This window comes from Paracidovorax wautersii (genome assembly GCF_900113035.1).
Lineage (GTDB): Bacteria > Pseudomonadota > Gammaproteobacteria > Burkholderiales > Burkholderiaceae_C > Paracidovorax > Paracidovorax wautersii.
Genome location: NZ_FONX01000013.1, coordinates 124,024 through 137,131 on the forward strand (window position 1 = coordinate 124,024; position 13,108 = coordinate 137,131).

14 protein-coding genes are annotated in these 13,108 nt (G+C 69.9%); 7 read left to right on the top strand and 7 right to left on the bottom strand.

The genetic code is table 11. The features are described from left to right. The first annotated feature begins 61 nt into the window (after positions 1-61). Both BM070_RS17680 and BM070_RS17685 read left to right on the top strand, forming a co-directional pair. Positions 62-829, top strand: a complete 768-nt coding sequence (locus BM070_RS17680; RefSeq protein ID WP_092940666.1) for an SDR family oxidoreductase — start codon at positions 62-64, stop codon at positions 827-829. Between the two features lie 88 nt (positions 830-917). Beyond that, the gene (locus tag BM070_RS17685) at positions 918-1,898 is read left to right on the top strand and encodes a sugar-binding transcriptional regulator (RefSeq protein WP_092940711.1); all 981 of its coding nucleotides are present in this window, start codon (positions 918-920) and stop codon (positions 1,896-1,898) included. A 63-nt stretch (positions 1,899-1,961) separates the two neighbouring features. On the opposite strand, the gene BM070_RS17690 is transcribed toward BM070_RS17685, so the two are convergent. The 5 genes from BM070_RS17690 to BM070_RS17710 form a co-directional block, all read right to left on the bottom strand. Next, on the bottom strand, positions 1,962-2,861 hold the full coding sequence (locus tag BM070_RS17690; protein WP_092940667.1) for an ABC transporter permease: 900 nt from the start codon (positions 2,859-2,861) through the stop codon (positions 1,962-1,964). Continuing rightward, the gene (locus tag BM070_RS17695; RefSeq protein WP_245785281.1) at positions 2,858-3,892 is read right to left on the bottom strand and encodes an ABC transporter ATP-binding protein; all 1,035 of its coding nucleotides are present in this window, start codon (positions 3,890-3,892) and stop codon (positions 2,858-2,860) included. Before BM070_RS17695 ends, BM070_RS17690 begins: the two co-directional genes overlap by 4 nt. After that, positions 3,879-4,931: an ABC transporter substrate-binding protein gene (locus BM070_RS17700; RefSeq protein WP_092940668.1), complete on the bottom strand. Its 1,053-nt coding sequence runs from the start codon at positions 4,929-4,931 to the stop codon at positions 3,879-3,881. The genes BM070_RS17695 and BM070_RS17700 overlap by 14 nt, the downstream gene beginning before the upstream one ends. 121 nt (positions 4,932-5,052) lie before the next feature. Further along, complete coding sequence (locus BM070_RS17705) at positions 5,053-5,964, bottom strand: TauD/TfdA dioxygenase family protein (RefSeq protein ID WP_092940669.1); 912 nt, start codon at positions 5,962-5,964, stop codon at positions 5,053-5,055. A 160-nt stretch (positions 5,965-6,124) separates the two neighbouring features. Continuing rightward, on the bottom strand, positions 6,125-7,231 hold the full coding sequence (locus tag BM070_RS17710) for a class I SAM-dependent methyltransferase (protein WP_092940670.1): 1,107 nt from the start codon (positions 7,229-7,231) through the stop codon (positions 6,125-6,127). Positions 7,232-7,330: 99 nt separating this feature from the next. Here BM070_RS17710 and BM070_RS17715 point away from each other — a divergent pair, with 99 nt between their 5' ends. From BM070_RS17715 to BM070_RS17725, 3 genes are read left to right on the top strand one after another with little or no spacing between them, the layout of a single operon-like run. Next, on the top strand, positions 7,331-8,212 hold the full coding sequence (locus BM070_RS17715; protein WP_092940671.1) for an SDR family oxidoreductase: 882 nt from the start codon (positions 7,331-7,333) through the stop codon (positions 8,210-8,212). Then, positions 8,209-8,619, top strand: a complete 411-nt coding sequence (locus tag BM070_RS17720; RefSeq protein WP_092940672.1) for a dihydroneopterin aldolase — start codon at positions 8,209-8,211, stop codon at positions 8,617-8,619. Before BM070_RS17715 ends, BM070_RS17720 begins: the two co-directional genes overlap by 4 nt. Next, entirely contained in the window at positions 8,616-8,987 is a 372-nt protein-coding gene (locus tag BM070_RS17725) for a dihydroneopterin aldolase (RefSeq protein WP_092940673.1), read from the top strand. The genes BM070_RS17720 and BM070_RS17725 overlap by 4 nt, the downstream gene beginning before the upstream one ends. A gap of 22 nt (positions 8,988-9,009) precedes the next feature. On the opposite strand, the gene BM070_RS17730 is transcribed toward BM070_RS17725, so the two are convergent. Beyond that, entirely contained in the window at positions 9,010-9,690 is a 681-nt protein-coding gene (locus BM070_RS17730) for an FMN-dependent NADH-azoreductase (RefSeq protein WP_092940674.1), read from the bottom strand. A gap of 119 nt (positions 9,691-9,809) precedes the next feature. On the opposite strand from BM070_RS17730, the gene BM070_RS17735 reads away from it, so the two are divergent. Further along, positions 9,810-10,733, top strand: a complete 924-nt coding sequence (locus tag BM070_RS17735; RefSeq protein ID WP_092940713.1) for a LysR substrate-binding domain-containing protein — start codon at positions 9,810-9,812, stop codon at positions 10,731-10,733. Between the two features lie 245 nt (positions 10,734-10,978). On the opposite strand, the gene BM070_RS17740 is transcribed toward BM070_RS17735, so the two are convergent. Further along, positions 10,979-11,986: a zinc-dependent alcohol dehydrogenase family protein gene (locus BM070_RS17740; RefSeq protein ID WP_092940675.1), complete on the bottom strand. Its 1,008-nt coding sequence runs from the start codon at positions 11,984-11,986 to the stop codon at positions 10,979-10,981. A gap of 104 nt (positions 11,987-12,090) precedes the next feature. Here BM070_RS17740 and BM070_RS17745 point away from each other — a divergent pair, with 104 nt between their 5' ends. Next, on the top strand, positions 12,091-13,062 hold the full coding sequence (locus BM070_RS17745) for a LysR family transcriptional regulator (RefSeq protein ID WP_092940676.1): 972 nt from the start codon (positions 12,091-12,093) through the stop codon (positions 13,060-13,062). Positions 13,063-13,108 lie beyond the last annotated feature (46 nt).

Here is a 13,108-nt window from a genome sequence, read left to right on the forward strand (position 1 = left end):
CATGGCAGCGCCATCGTTTTCACAGCTTTCACAACCCACATACACAACAGGAGTCCGAAGAATGGATCTTTTCGATTTGAGCGGCGAAGTAGCGCTGGTGACCGGCGCCGGCAGCGGCATCGGCCAGCGCCTGGCCATTGGGCTGGCACAGGCCGGGGCAGATATCGCCTGCTTCGACCTGCCGCAGCAGGAAGCCGGCATGGAAGAAACCGTTGCGAAGATCCGCGCCCTGGGCCGCCGCGCGATCACCCAGGCGGGCGACGTTACCCAGGCGGACGACCTGCACCGCGCCGTCGCACGCACCGAGCAGGAAGTGGGCGCGCTCACCATCGGCGTGAATGCCGCCGGCATCGCCAACGCCGCACCGGCCGAGGACATGGAGTTCGCGCAGTGGCGCAAGGTGCATGCGGTCAACGTCGATGGCGTCTTCCTGAGCTGCCAGGCCCAGGCCCGGGTCATGCTGCCGCGCCGCAAGGGCGCGATCATCAACATCGCGTCGATGTCCGGCAGCATCGTCAACCGCGGACTGCTGCAGGCGCACTACAACAGCTCGAAAGCGGCGGTCATGCACCTGTCCAAGAGCCTCGCCATGGAATGGTCGGACCGCGGCATCCGTGTGAACAGCATCAGCCCCGGCTACACCGCCACGCCGATGAACCTGCGCCCGGAAGTGGCCGAGCAGGTCAAGATCTTCGAGCGCGACACGCCCCTGGGCCGCATGGCGACCGTCGATGAGCTGGTGGGCCCGGCCGTCTTCCTGTCGAGCCGCGCCGCCTCGTTCTGCACCGGCGTCGATCTGATCGTCGACGGTGGATTCGTCTGCTGGTGAAGGCAGCAGCGCTTCCGTGAGGAGGGCCGCGGCGGCAGCACGCTCCGCCTGGCGAGAGGCTGCCAGGGCGCCTGCGATAATGAAATCCATGGTCACCGCCCGCTCCGCTTCGCCCGGCCTCCTGCGGCTGACAACGCGCATCGCGCGGATGTATCACGAGCGCGGCATCGGCCAGGCCAGCATCGCCGAGCAACTCGGGCTTTCGCAGGCCCGGGTATCCCGCCTGCTCAAGCAGGCCGAGCAGCTCGGCATCGTCAAGATCACGGTCCATGTACCCGAAGGCATCCATGCGGATGACGAGCTCCGCCTAGAAGACCGCTACGGCCTGGACGAGGTGGTTCTCGTCGGCGTCGAGGAATCCGCACAGCAGAACGACGACGCCATGGCGCGCGCCCTGGGCTCCACCGTAGCCAGCTACCTGGAGCTGACCCTGCCGGCCATGGAGTCGGTGGGCGTTTCTTCCTGGAGCTCCACGCTGCTGGCCGCCGTCAATGCGATGCGGCCGACGGGCCCGGGCGCCACGCGGCACATCGTGCAGGCGCTGGGGGGCGTGGGCGTTCCGGTCGCCCAGCGCTTCGCGACCCGGCTCACGGAACATCTGGCCGAGCTCACGCGCGCGGACCCGGTCTTCATGCTGGCGCCGGGCGTGGTGCAGAGCCTCGAAGCCAAGCAAGCGCTGCTGGCCGACCCGACCTGCCGCCAGGCGATCGAGCATTTCGACCATCTGTCCGCCGTGCTGATGGGCATCGGCGCCATCCCGCCGTCGCGCATGCTGCGCGAGAGCGGCAACGTGTTCAGCGAGCAGGATCTCCACGACCTCAAGCAGGCCGGTGCGGTCGGCGACGTCTGCATGCGCTTCTTCGATGCAGACGGCAAGCCGATCCGGACCTCGTTCGACGAACGGGTCATCGGCATTTCCGCGGCGCAGATTCTGCAGACGCGGCGCCGCATCGGCGTGGCGGGCGGCCCGAGGAAGTTCGAGGCGATCCGGGCGGCCGTGCGCGGCGGTTGGATCAGCACGCTCATCACGGACCACGACACGGGGCAACGGCTGCTGGCGCAGCCCTGAGCCGTCCAAGGCCGCTGCCGGCATGCGTAAGGGCAGGCGGACAGTAGCGGATCCGAGGGCCGATCAGCGCTGCACGCCCCAGCGCCGCACCGTCAGCCGTTCCAGCGTGTGAAAGCCCAGGCTTTCCACCAGCAGGCCGATCAGGATGACCAGCACCAGGCCGGCGAAGACCTTGTCGGTATAGAGCTCATTGCGGTTCTGGAAGATGTACCAGCCCAGCCCGCCCTGGCCCGAGGAGGCGCCGAAGACCAGTTCGGCCGCGATCAGCGTGCGCCAGGCGAAGGCCCAGCCGATCTTCAGGCCCGAGAGGATGGCGGGCAGCGCGGCCGGCACCAGGATCTGCAGCACGTAGCGGATGCCCGTGAGGCCGTAGTTGCGCCCGGCCATGCGCAGCGTCTCGGGCACGGCCTGGAAGCCTGCGTAGGTGTTGAGCGCCAGCGGCCACAGCACCGAATGCACCAGCACGAACACCAGGCTGCCCTGCCCCAGGCCGAACCACAGCAGCGCCAGCGGCAGCAGCGCGATGGCCGGCAGCGGATTGAACATGGAGGTGAGCGTGGAGAGCAGGTCGCGCCCGAACTGCGTGGACACGGCCAGCGTGGTCAGCACGAAGGCGCCCGCGATGCCGGCGAAGTAGCCCTTGAGCAGCACCGACAGCGAGATGGCGGTCTTGGCGACCAGCTCGCCGCTGGCCAGGCCCTCCCACAGCGCCCGCGCGGTCTGCAGGAAGGTGGGCAGCAGCAGGTCGTTGTTCTGCCAGCGCGCGGCCACCTCCCAGAGCACGGCCAGCACCGCCAGGATGACCAGGCGCCGCACCCCGCCCTGCTGCCAGATGCGGGCGGCCAGTGGCAGCGGCTGCACCGGGGCGATGCCGGTGAGCGGGGGCAGCACATGTTCGGCCTCGGGCCGCACGGGCGGAACGCGGGGGATGGCTGCGGCGGAGGAAGACAGGGCCTGGTTCATACGGAGATCCGGAAAGGCAGGTGGCCCGGCCCGTCGGCGGGGCGTTGCGACAGCTGCGCGGCATCGGCCGCGACCGACCCCGGCGCGGCGGCGGGCTCGTCGAAGAGCAGCTGGTGGATGCGCCGGGCCGTGGCCTGGAAGTCGCGCCCGCCCAGGCTGTGCAGGCCGAACTGGTGGCTGTTGATCTCGGCGCGCAGGCGGCCCGGATGCGGCGACAGGATGGCGATGCGGTTGCCCACCACCAGCGCTTCTTCGATGGAGTGGGTGACGAAGATCAGCGTGAAGCGGAACTCCTCCCACAGCGCGATCAGCTCCTCCTGCATGCGCCGGCGCGTGAGCGCGTCGAGCGCGGCGAAGGGCTCGTCCATCAGCAGCACGCGCGGCTGCATGGCGAGCGCCCGGGCGATGGCCACGCGCTGCTTCATGCCGCCCGAAAGCTGGTGCGGATGCACGTCGGCAAACCGGGTCAGCCCCACCTTGTCCAGATAGAGCGCGGCGCGCTCGGCGGCCTCGGCGCGGCCCACGCGGCGCGCGGCCAGCAGCGGGAACATCACGTTCTCGCGCACGGTCTTCCAGGGCGGCAGCTGGTCGAATTCCTGGAACACCACCACGCGGTCGGGGCCAGGCCGGGTGACGGCCTGGCCGCCCAGCAGGATGCGCCCTTCGCTCGGCGGGATGAATCCGGCGATCGACTTGAGCAGCGTGGACTTGCCGCAGCCCGAAGCGCCCAGCAGCACGAAGCGGTCGGCCGCATGCACCTCGAAGCCCACGCGGTGCGTGGCGCGCACCACGCGCTCGTGCGTGCGGTAGTCTATGCTCACGCCCTCCACCTGCAGCAAGGGCTGGCCCACGGCGGGCGCGGTGCCGTCACCGTTCGCGGCCTGCCGCCCGGCGGCGACCGGGGCGGGCTCGCCGGACCAGAGGGCCGGGCCGCCCAGTTCTTCTTCCACGCGCTCCAGCAGGGCGCGATGCCACGGGCGCTGCCGCTGGGCGGGCACCTCGGACAGGGTGTGAACGTCAGCTGCCTGCATCGCCATGCGCCTCCGTGAAGAAGTAGTCCTGCACGTTCTGGGGCGCATTCCGGATCGCGCCCACGCGGTGCAGGAACTGGCCCAGGCCCAGCGTGTTCTCGGGCCGGGTCTTGAACTGCACCTCGGGGTTCTTGATGATCTTGAGCAGCAGGGCGCGGTCGGTCTTGGCGCCGGTCACCTTCAGGTAGATGTCGGCCGCCTTCTCGGGCTGGGCGGCGATGAAGCGCGCGGCCTCGTCGAGCGCATCGACGAAGGCCTTGTAGGTCCTGGGGCTCTCCTTGCGGAATTTCTCGGTGGCGTAGAGCACCGTGGCGGATGCGGGCCCGCCCAGCACGTCGTAGGAATTGAGCACGATGTGGGCCTTCGGGTTGCCGGCCAGTTCCTGCTCCTGGAACGGCGGGTTGCCGAAGTGGGCGGAGATCTCGGTGCCGCCCTTGATGATGGCCGCCGCCGCATCGGGGTGCGGCACGGCGACCTGGAGCCTGTCGAGCCGGTTGAACGCCGCCTCGCCCCAGAGCTTGGCGGAGGCGAACTGCAGCACGCGCGACTGCACCGACACGCCCACCGCGGGCAGCGCGATGCGGTCCTTGTCGGTGAAGTCGGCGATGGTCTTCACGGACGGGTTGTTGCTGACGAGGTAGTACGGGAAGTTGCCGAGCGACGCCACGCCCTTGACGTTCTGGCGGCCCCGCGTGCGGTCCCACAGCGTGAAGAGCGGGCCCACGCCAGCGCCTGCGATGTCGATGCTGCCCGAGAGCAGCGCGTCGTTCACGGCGGAGCCGCCCGAGAGCTGCAGGAACTCGACCTGGATGTCCAGGCCCGCGGCCTTGCCGTGCTTTTCGATCAGCTTCTGCTCCTGCGCCACGTTGAGCATCAGATAGACGATGCCGAACTGCTGGGCGATGCGCAGGCGGCCCTCTTCGGCCCGGGCCATGCCGGGAGCGATCAGGCCTGCGGCCAGCAGGCCGGCCGCCGTGGCGAGGGTGGCGGCGCGGCGGGTGAGGCCCTGCCAGGCGGGGGTGGAGGAGCGATGGCGCATGGACGACGACCTTTTTCGTTTATTCAAGGACAACACAGCCCCGGCGCCCGGAAGACGGGCGCCAGCAGCTATCGAAAAGTGAGTGGACTGCGCGGCCGCCGGGGCCGCTCAGCCGGCGGGGTCACAAGGGCAGATCGCCTTCGACCGTGGTGCGGTAGAGCTTGCGGCGCTCGCTGTCGGGCGTGCCGGCGGCCAGGTGCTGCACCGAGCGGTTGTCCCAGAACACCAGGTCGTGCGGCTGCCACTGGTGGCGATAGACGAACGCCGGCTGGACGGCGGCGGCGAAGAGCTCGGCCAGCAGGTCGCGGCTCTCGTTCTCGGGCAGGCCGACGATGCGCGTGGTGAAGTGCTCGTTGACGAAGAGCGCGCGGCGCCCGGTCTCGGGGTGGGTGCGCACCACCGGATGCACGGCGGGCGCCACCTCGGCGATCTGCTCGGCCGTGAGTTGGGGCCGCCAGGGGTTGCGGGCACGCAGCTCCTCGTACTTGGCGAGGTAGCTGTGCTCGGCCTGCAGCGGGGCGATGGCCTTCTTCAGCGCCGCAGGCAGCGCGTCGTAGGCCGCGTGCTGGTCGGCGAAGAGCGTGTCGCCGCCTTCGCCGGGCAGCTCCTGCGCATGCAGCAGCGAACCCAGGCTCGGGCGCTCCTTGTACGACAGGTCCGAATGCCAGTAGTGGCCCGCGTCGCCCAGGCCGATGGGCTGGCCGGCCTCGTCCTTGACGTTGGAGACGATCAGGATCTCCGGGTGGTCCGCGAGCTGGAAGTTCTTCAGCACATGGATCTGCAGGGGCCCGAAACGGCGGCTGAACGTGACGTGCTGGGCCGGCGTGATGCGCTGGTCGCGGAACACCACCACATGGTGGTCCAGGTGGGCGCGGTGCAGCCGGGCGAAGTCGGCCTCGCCCAAGGGGCGCGAAAGGTCGAGCCCCAGCACCTCGGCGCCCAGAGGCCCCGGCAGCGGGCGGATGTCGAAGCCCTGGGACGGAGCCGAGGCATGCGGGAAGGTTTCGACGGAAGACGACAGGACTGCGGACATGGAAGGCGCCTTTGCGGGGAGGTGGTCGGGCCGGCCTCGCCAGCACCCATGCCCCGCACTCTAGGCAGCCTGCCTTCTGCAGGGAACCAATGTTTCGTCAGTTGTTAACTACCAAAACAACTATGGATTCCCGGCAGGCTCGCCGCGCACCGGCCCGGCCCTACAGCCGGTGCGTGCGGTCGCCCTGCGCGAAGCCCATCGGCTGCCAGGGCTCGGGCCCCGCGCCCACGGCCAGCACCTTGAAGAGCTCGCCCATCTCGTGTTCCATCATCAATTTGGCCGCCTGCGCGCGCTCCGCCTGGGGTAGCTGCTCCAATTGCGATAGCAGACCGCAGTTGATGAGGAAATGCGCCTGGGTGGTGTAGCCCAGCACGTGCAGGCCCGCGTCCTGCGCGGCCAGGGCCATGGCGGTGAAGTTGACGTGGGCCGTGATGTCCTTGGCGCCCACATCGGCCAGCGGATCGGAATCGACCTGGTGCGCCTGGTGGCAGACCAGCGTGCCCATGTGGCGCTGGGGGTGGTAGTACTCGGCCTCGGGAAAGCCGTAGTCGATGAGGAAGGCCGCGCCGCGCGCCAGGCGCTGGGCCAGCATGCGCATGAAGCCTTCGCCCTGGGCGTGGATCTCGGTGAGGTAATCCTGCGGGCCCTCGGGCTCGACGGGCGGGCGCAGCGCGGTGGGGCGGTCGGCCCAGGCGAAAGTGGCCTCTGCGTCCTGGCCGGCTTCGCCCAGGGACACGCCGCGCTCGTGCCACACGCCGGTGCCGGCGCCGCCGTGGCGCGCCAGCAGCTGCACGGGCATGGCGTCCAGCACCTCGTTGCCGACGACGATGCCCTCGAAGCGCTCGGGCAGGCGGTCGGCCCAGGCGACACGCCCTTCCCAGGCGGCGAGCGCCGCCTGCTGGCGCCGGCGCAGGCTGCCGGACAGATCCACGATGGTGTAGCGCCGCACGCGGTCGCCCAGCGTCTGCAAGAGCTGCGCGGCCAGCGCGCCGGAGCCGGCGCCGAATTCCCAGACCTCGTCGGTGCCGGTGGCGTCCATCGCCTCGCGCACCTGCGCGGCCAGCGCCCGGCCGAAGACGGGCGAGAGTTCGGGCGCGGTGACGAAGTCGCTGCCCGATTCCGGCAGCGTGCCGAACTTGGGCGATTCATTGGCGTAGTAGCCCAGGCCGGGCGTGTAGAGCGCCATCTCCATGAAGCGGTCGAAACCGATCCAGCCGCCGGCCTCGGCGATGGCATCGCGCACGCGGCCGGCCAGGGCGTTCGTCATTACACTCGCCTGTTCTTTCTGAGGGTTCACCGTCATCTCGTTCGTTCCTTCCGGCGCTGCGCCGGGCCTTCTGCCTTGTTCTGACCAGCCTTCCATCTTATGAGCGATACCGCCCGCCTGCCCGATTCCGCCCCAGGTTCCGCGCGCGGCCGCTCCGCCGCCGCAGCCGCCCGCTGGGTGCTGGTGACGGGCGGCGCCAAGCGCCTGGGCCGCGAGCTGTGCCTGGCCTTCGCCCGCCAGGGCTGGCAGGTGGCCTGCCACTACCACCAGTCGGCGGATGACGCCGAGGCGGTGGTGGCGCAGATCGCATCGGCGGGCGGGCATGCGGTGGCCGTCGCCGGCCCGCTGCATTCCGAGGCCGACGCGCGCGAACTCTTCGCCCGCGCGCTGGCGCAGACCGGCGGGCGGCTGGACTGCGTGGTCAACAACGCCTCGCTGTTCGAACCCGACACCGCCGCCGACTTCGCCGAGGAAACGCTCTGGGCGCAGATGCGCACCAACCTCGTCGTGCCCGTCACGCTGGCACGGCTGCTGCACGGCCTGCATGCCGGCGGCCCTGCGGGCGCGCCGGCCGCCTCCGTCGTGCATGTGCTCGACCAGAAGGTCTTCAATTTGAATCCCGACTACTACTCCTACACCTTGTCCAAGCTGGCGCTGGAGCGCTCGGTCGCGCAGCAGGCGCAGGCCCTGGCGCCCCAGGTGCGCGTGAACGCGGTGGCACCCGGCCTGCTCTTCCAGAGCGGCCCGCAGACGGCCGAGAACTTCGCAGCCGCCAGCCATGCCAACCTGCTGCGCCAACCCATCGACCCGGCCCAGGTGGCGCAGGCGGCGGCCTTCCTCGCCGGCAACTCCTGCATCACCGGCATGAGCCTGTGCGTGGACAACGGCCAGCACCTGGTGCCCACCGAGCGCGACATCATGTTCGTGGCCGAGCGGGTGCTGGAAGGCGCCGCATCGGCCACCCAAGGAGGCCGCCCATGAGCCGCATGGACTGGCTGCAGGCCCACTGCCGGCGCCTGATGCTGCGCGGCCTCACGGTGCAGGCCTGGATCGGCATCCACGACTTCGAGAAGGCCGCGCCCCAGCGCCTCACGCTGGACGTGGACATCTACGTGCGCCTGGCCGACACCACGCCCCAGGCCGACGCCATCGCCGAAGTGCTGGACTACGACTTCGTGCGCGACGCCGTCCACGAACGCATCGCCCGCGGCCCCATCGGCCTGCAGGAAACGCTGGGCGACGAGCTGCTCGCCACGCTGATGGCCCAGCCCGGCGTGGTGGCGGTGCGCGTGCGCACGGCCAAGCCGGACGTCTATCCCGACTGCGAATTCGTGGGCGTGGAGACCTTCCGATTCAACGAATCGATTCTCAGGAACGAAGCCCCATGACCCCCGACGGCGGCCAGCAGATCCTCACGCTCACCGGTTTGCGCTTCGACGCGAACCTGGGCATCCTCGAACACGAAAAGACCGCGCCCCAGCCCATCCAGGTGGACGCGGAACTCAACCAGGGCCGCCAGCCGCTGCTGCCGCACGACGACGACATCAACCACGTGCTGGACTACCGCAAGGTGCGCCAGATCATCATCGACGAGTGCACGGCCGAGCACGTCAACCTGCTGGAGAGCCTGATCGGCAAGCTCACGCGGCGCCTGATGCAGCTGCCCGGCGTGATCGGCGTGCGCGTGAAGATCGCCAAGCTGGAGATCTTCGACGACTGCGAAGTGGCGATACGGATGGAATCGGGCGAGTGGTGAACGGCCGTCGGGCAGTTGGCCGTCAGCGGGGGGCCTTGTCCGCGAGTACCGACGCCAGCCGGTCCACCTCGGCCTCGGCCCGCAGCAGAGACTCCGCCAAGCGCTGATCGGCGAACTCGTCGTATTCGACCGCCACGCCGTGGACATCGGTCACGCCGATGTAGGCGAAGGCGGTGCTGGCCGAGGCCTCCACATGGTTGCGCCCGGCGGTGCGCCCGCCCGGCCCGTAGCCGTGGTCGCCGCGCGACGACAGGATGACCAGTCGCTTGCCGCTGCCGGCCAGCAGGGGCCAGTAGGGATCGCCGCTGCGGCTGCGGTCGAAACCGAAGGTGCTCCCCACGCGCACGATGTTGTCGATATAGGCCTTGAACTGCGCAGGCGGCCCGAAGTTGTACATGGGCACTCCGGCGACGATCAGGTCGGCCTGCAGCAATTCGTCGATCAGCTCGTCGCTGGTGCGAAGGGTTTCGTGCATCCACGGCTCGCGCGCCGACAAGGGCGTGAAGGCGGCATGGATCCACCGGCCCGACACGGGCGGCGGAGGTTGCTGGCCCACGTCGCGGTGAATGACCCGGGCCGTGGGCTCCGCCTCCAGCCATCGCCGGACGAATCGCGCTGTCAGCCGGCGCGTATGGGAGCCATGTGGCGTTTCGCCGGAGAGACCCTGGCGGGCACTGGCGTCGATGTGCAGGAGCGTGGTCACGATGGAAAATCCTCCAGGTAGATGAAAAACAGTCATTGACCCAAAGAAGTTTCCGACGCGCATGACTGTGCGACAAACGATCTTTCCTCTGCCTACGGATGACATGAGATCATGTGTTCATGCTGACCCGGCTCCCACCATTGAGCGCCCTGCGCGCCTTCGAGGCCGCCGCGCGCCTGCGCAGCTTCAAGCAGGCCGCCGATGAACTGGCGGTCACGCCCACCGCAGTCAGCCACCGCATTCGGGTGCTGGAAGCCTTCCTGGCATGCCCCCTGTTCGTGCGCAAGGTGCGCGCCGTCGAGCTGACGGCGCAAGGCCAGACCCTGCTGGCGGGCGTGCGCGCCGGCTTCGACGCCATCGCCCTGGCGACGGAGCAGATCCGCCAGCCCCGCCGAGCCTCGGTCACCTTGTCAACGACCCCCGCCTTCGCCACCCAGTGGCTGGTGCCGAAGGTGGCACAGTTGCAGGCCGCCCGTCCGGACATCGACCTGCACATCCACGCCTCCAACACGCCCGCCGATCTGCATGCGGGCAGCGTGGACCTCGCCATCCGGTACGGCTGCGGCGCTTACCCCGACATGCACGTCCACCTGCTGCTGCAGGACCGCTTCGCGCCGGTCGCCAGTCCGGCACTGGCGACCGTGCTCGACAAAGGCTGGCCGCACTGGCCCTTGATCCATTTCGACTGGCACCATCGATTGCCGCCGGACCTGACCTGGAACGCCTGGGCGCATGCGTCAGGCCTTCCCCGTGCCGACCTGCAGGCAGGGCTGCGCTATTCGGAGGAAAGCCACGCCATCCAGGCCGCCGTCGCGGGCCAGGGCGTGGCCTTGCTGAGCCTGCTGCTGGTGGAGCGGGAACTGCGCATGGGGCTGCTGCGCGTGGCCGATGGGCCCATGCTGCCGGGCATGGCCTACCACCTGATCCGCTCCCGCCGCCGCGCCATGCCGGACGCGGTGGCGGCCGTGCAGGACTGGCTGATCCAGGCGGCGCACGAAAGCACGCAGGCCGAAGGCGTGGACATGCCACCGCCTGCAGCCTGATCGCGGGCGGGATGGGATGCAAGGCGCGGTGCGCAGTGGATAGCACGGCTATCCACAAGCGCCGCAACGCCGCAGACCGCCCGCCCACACCGCTGCCCTGCGGGTTGGTGCGAAATCGGGCCATGGCAACGAGTTTTGACGCCCCGGCTGCTTGCATGGGCTGAGAACCCATGCGGCGCATCCGAGGCATCCACTCATCCCGATTGCGCTCCAACGCGATCCCCTGCGAGATCGTGAACACGTTCTCACATCCGCACCACCACCTTGCCGAAGGCACCCCGGGCCAGATGCTCGAAGGCCTGCGGCACCTCGCCGAAGCCGTATTCAGCAGCGACCACCGGCTGCAGCCGGTTCACGTCGATGGCCCGCACCATACGCTCCAGCGCCGCGCGGTGGCCCACGCTGATGCCCTGGATGGTGGCCCGGCGGCCGATGGCGTCGAAGGTGAAGTCGTCCATCGCACCGCCTTCGAGCACGCCGATGACCGAGATGCGCCCACCGCGCGCCAGCGCCTTCAGCGAACGGCCGATGTTCGGGCCGCCCACCGTTTCCAGCACATGGTCGGCGCCGCGCCCTTCGGTCAGGCGCATGACCTCGGCCGGCCAGTCGGCATCGCGGGCCAGCACATCCTGAGCGCCCAGGGCCAGCGCCTGGGCGCGCTTGTCCTCGCTGCCCGACACCACGATCGCCTGCGCGCCATGCAGCCGCGCGAACTGCAGCCCGAACAGGGCCACGCCGCCCGTGCCGTGGATCAGCACCGTCTGCCCGGCGTGCAGGCCGCCTTGCTCGACCAGCGCGAACCACGCCGTGAGCGCGGCGCAGGGCAAGGTGCTGGCCTGCGCGGCATCCAGCGTGGCGGGCGCTGGCGTGGCCCAGTCGGCATCGAGCAGCACATGGGTGGCGAGCACGCCGGGGCCCGGCACGCCGAGCGTGAAGCTGGCAGCCGGCGCGGCGCCGTCCAGCCAGCCCGCGATGAAGGTGCTGATGACACGCTCGCCACCCTGCCAGCGCTGCACGCCCTCGCCCACCGCCAGCACCGTGCCCGCCATGTCGGAAGCCGGCACGAAGGGCAGCGGTGCGGCCCAGCGGTAGGTGTTGCGGGCGACGAGCAGGTCGCGGTAATTGAGCGAGGCCGCTTCCACGCGCACCAGGATCTGGCCCGGGCCGGGCGCAGGCAGGGGCGCGGTGGAGCGGACGAGGTGTTCCAGGCCGTAGCCGGTGAGCTGCCAGCGTTGCAGGGTGGTGTCTTGCATGGGATCTCCATCGAGGAAGGAATTGACGATGCAGCCATGCTATTGGCGCGCTACATTCGCTAGTGGAGCATCTCAATCAACGCACTGGAGATAGGAATTCTTCAATGAGCGAGCGCCTGGCGGGCATCGAAGCCTTCGTCGCGGCCGTGGAGGCCGGCAACTTCGCGCTGGCCGCCGTGCGGCTGCAGCGCACGCGCTCGGCCGTGGCCAAGAGCGTGGCACGGCTGGAGGCGCGGCTGGGCACGCGCCTCTTCCAGCGCAGCACCCGCAGCCAGAGCCTCACCGAAGACGGCCAGGCCTACTACGAGCGCTGTCGGCGGGCGCTGTCGGAACTGGACGCGGCCGATGCCGCCGTGGAGGCCGGCCGCAGCACGCCGCGCGGCCGCCTGCGCGTGACGGCGCCGGTGCTGATCGGCCGGGAGATGGTGGCGCCGCTGCTGCTGGAGCTGGCCGCCGCGCACCCGGAGCTGTCGCTGGAGATGGTGTTCAGCGACAGCGTGGTCGATCTGGTGGACGAGCGCATCGACCTGGCCATCCGCAGCGGGCCGCTCGCCGACAGCAGCATGCTGGCGGCGCGGACGCTCGGGCGGCAGTGGATGGGCGTCTATGCCTCGCCGGGCTACCTGGCCCGGCACCCGGCGCCGGGCGATCTGGAGGCCATGATCGCCACGGCGGGCAGCGACCACCGCTTCGTCGGCTACTCGCGCGACACCGGCCCCCATCCCTGGCAGTTCCACGGCGCCGATGGGCAGGTGAAGAGCTTCCACCCACCGGCCCGGGTCACGTTCAGCGGCAACAGCCTGGAAGCCAACAAGCTCGCGGCGCTGGCCGGCATGGGCCTCGCGCGGCTGCCGGCCTGGCTGGTGGCCGATGCGGTGCGGCAGGGCACGCTGGTGCGGGTGTCCGAGGAACCCGTGCCCTATGGCTATGCGCTGCAGGCCGTGTGGCCGCAGGCGCGCGCGCTGCCGCTCAAGACGCGCGCGGCCATCGACCTGCTGGCGAGCCGGCTGCCGCCGCTGCTGGCGCAGGGCGGGCCGGGCACGGCAACGGGTCCAGGTGAACGGACCGTTATCTAAGAACGTGTTTACGATCTCCCAGGGGTCGCGCAGCTACGTCGGCGGG

Coding starts and splice junctions, on each gene's coding strand:
- BM070_RS17680 (WP_092940666.1), top strand. CDS start 62: ATGGATCTTTTCGATTTGAGCGGCGAAGTAGCGCTGGTGACCGGCGCC.
- BM070_RS17685 (WP_092940711.1), top strand. CDS start 918: ATGGTCACCGCCCGCTCCGCTTCGCCCGGCCTCCTGCGGCTGACAACG.
- BM070_RS17690 (WP_092940667.1), bottom strand. CDS start 2,861: ATGAACCAGGCCCTGTCTTCCTCCGCCGCAGCCATCCCCCGCGTTCCG.
- BM070_RS17695 (WP_245785281.1), bottom strand. CDS start 3,892: ATGCAGGCAGCTGACGTTCACACCCTGTCCGAGGTGCCCGCCCAGCGG.
- BM070_RS17700 (WP_092940668.1), bottom strand. CDS start 4,931: ATGCGCCATCGCTCCTCCACCCCCGCCTGGCAGGGCCTCACCCGCCGC.
- BM070_RS17705 (WP_092940669.1), bottom strand. CDS start 5,964: ATGTCCGCAGTCCTGTCGTCTTCCGTCGAAACCTTCCCGCATGCCTCG.
- BM070_RS17710 (WP_092940670.1), bottom strand. CDS start 7,231: ATGACGAACGCCCTGGCCGGCCGCGTGCGCGATGCCATCGCCGAGGCC.
- BM070_RS17715 (WP_092940671.1), top strand. CDS start 7,331: ATGAGCGATACCGCCCGCCTGCCCGATTCCGCCCCAGGTTCCGCGCGC.
- BM070_RS17720 (WP_092940672.1), top strand. CDS start 8,209: ATGAGCCGCATGGACTGGCTGCAGGCCCACTGCCGGCGCCTGATGCTG.
- BM070_RS17725 (WP_092940673.1), top strand. CDS start 8,616: ATGACCCCCGACGGCGGCCAGCAGATCCTCACGCTCACCGGTTTGCGC.
- BM070_RS17735 (WP_092940713.1), top strand. CDS start 9,810: ATGCTGACCCGGCTCCCACCATTGAGCGCCCTGCGCGCCTTCGAGGCC.
- BM070_RS17740 (WP_092940675.1), bottom strand. CDS start 11,986: ATGCAAGACACCACCCTGCAACGCTGGCAGCTCACCGGCTACGGCCTG.
- BM070_RS17745 (WP_092940676.1), top strand. CDS start 12,091: ATGAGCGAGCGCCTGGCGGGCATCGAAGCCTTCGTCGCGGCCGTGGAG.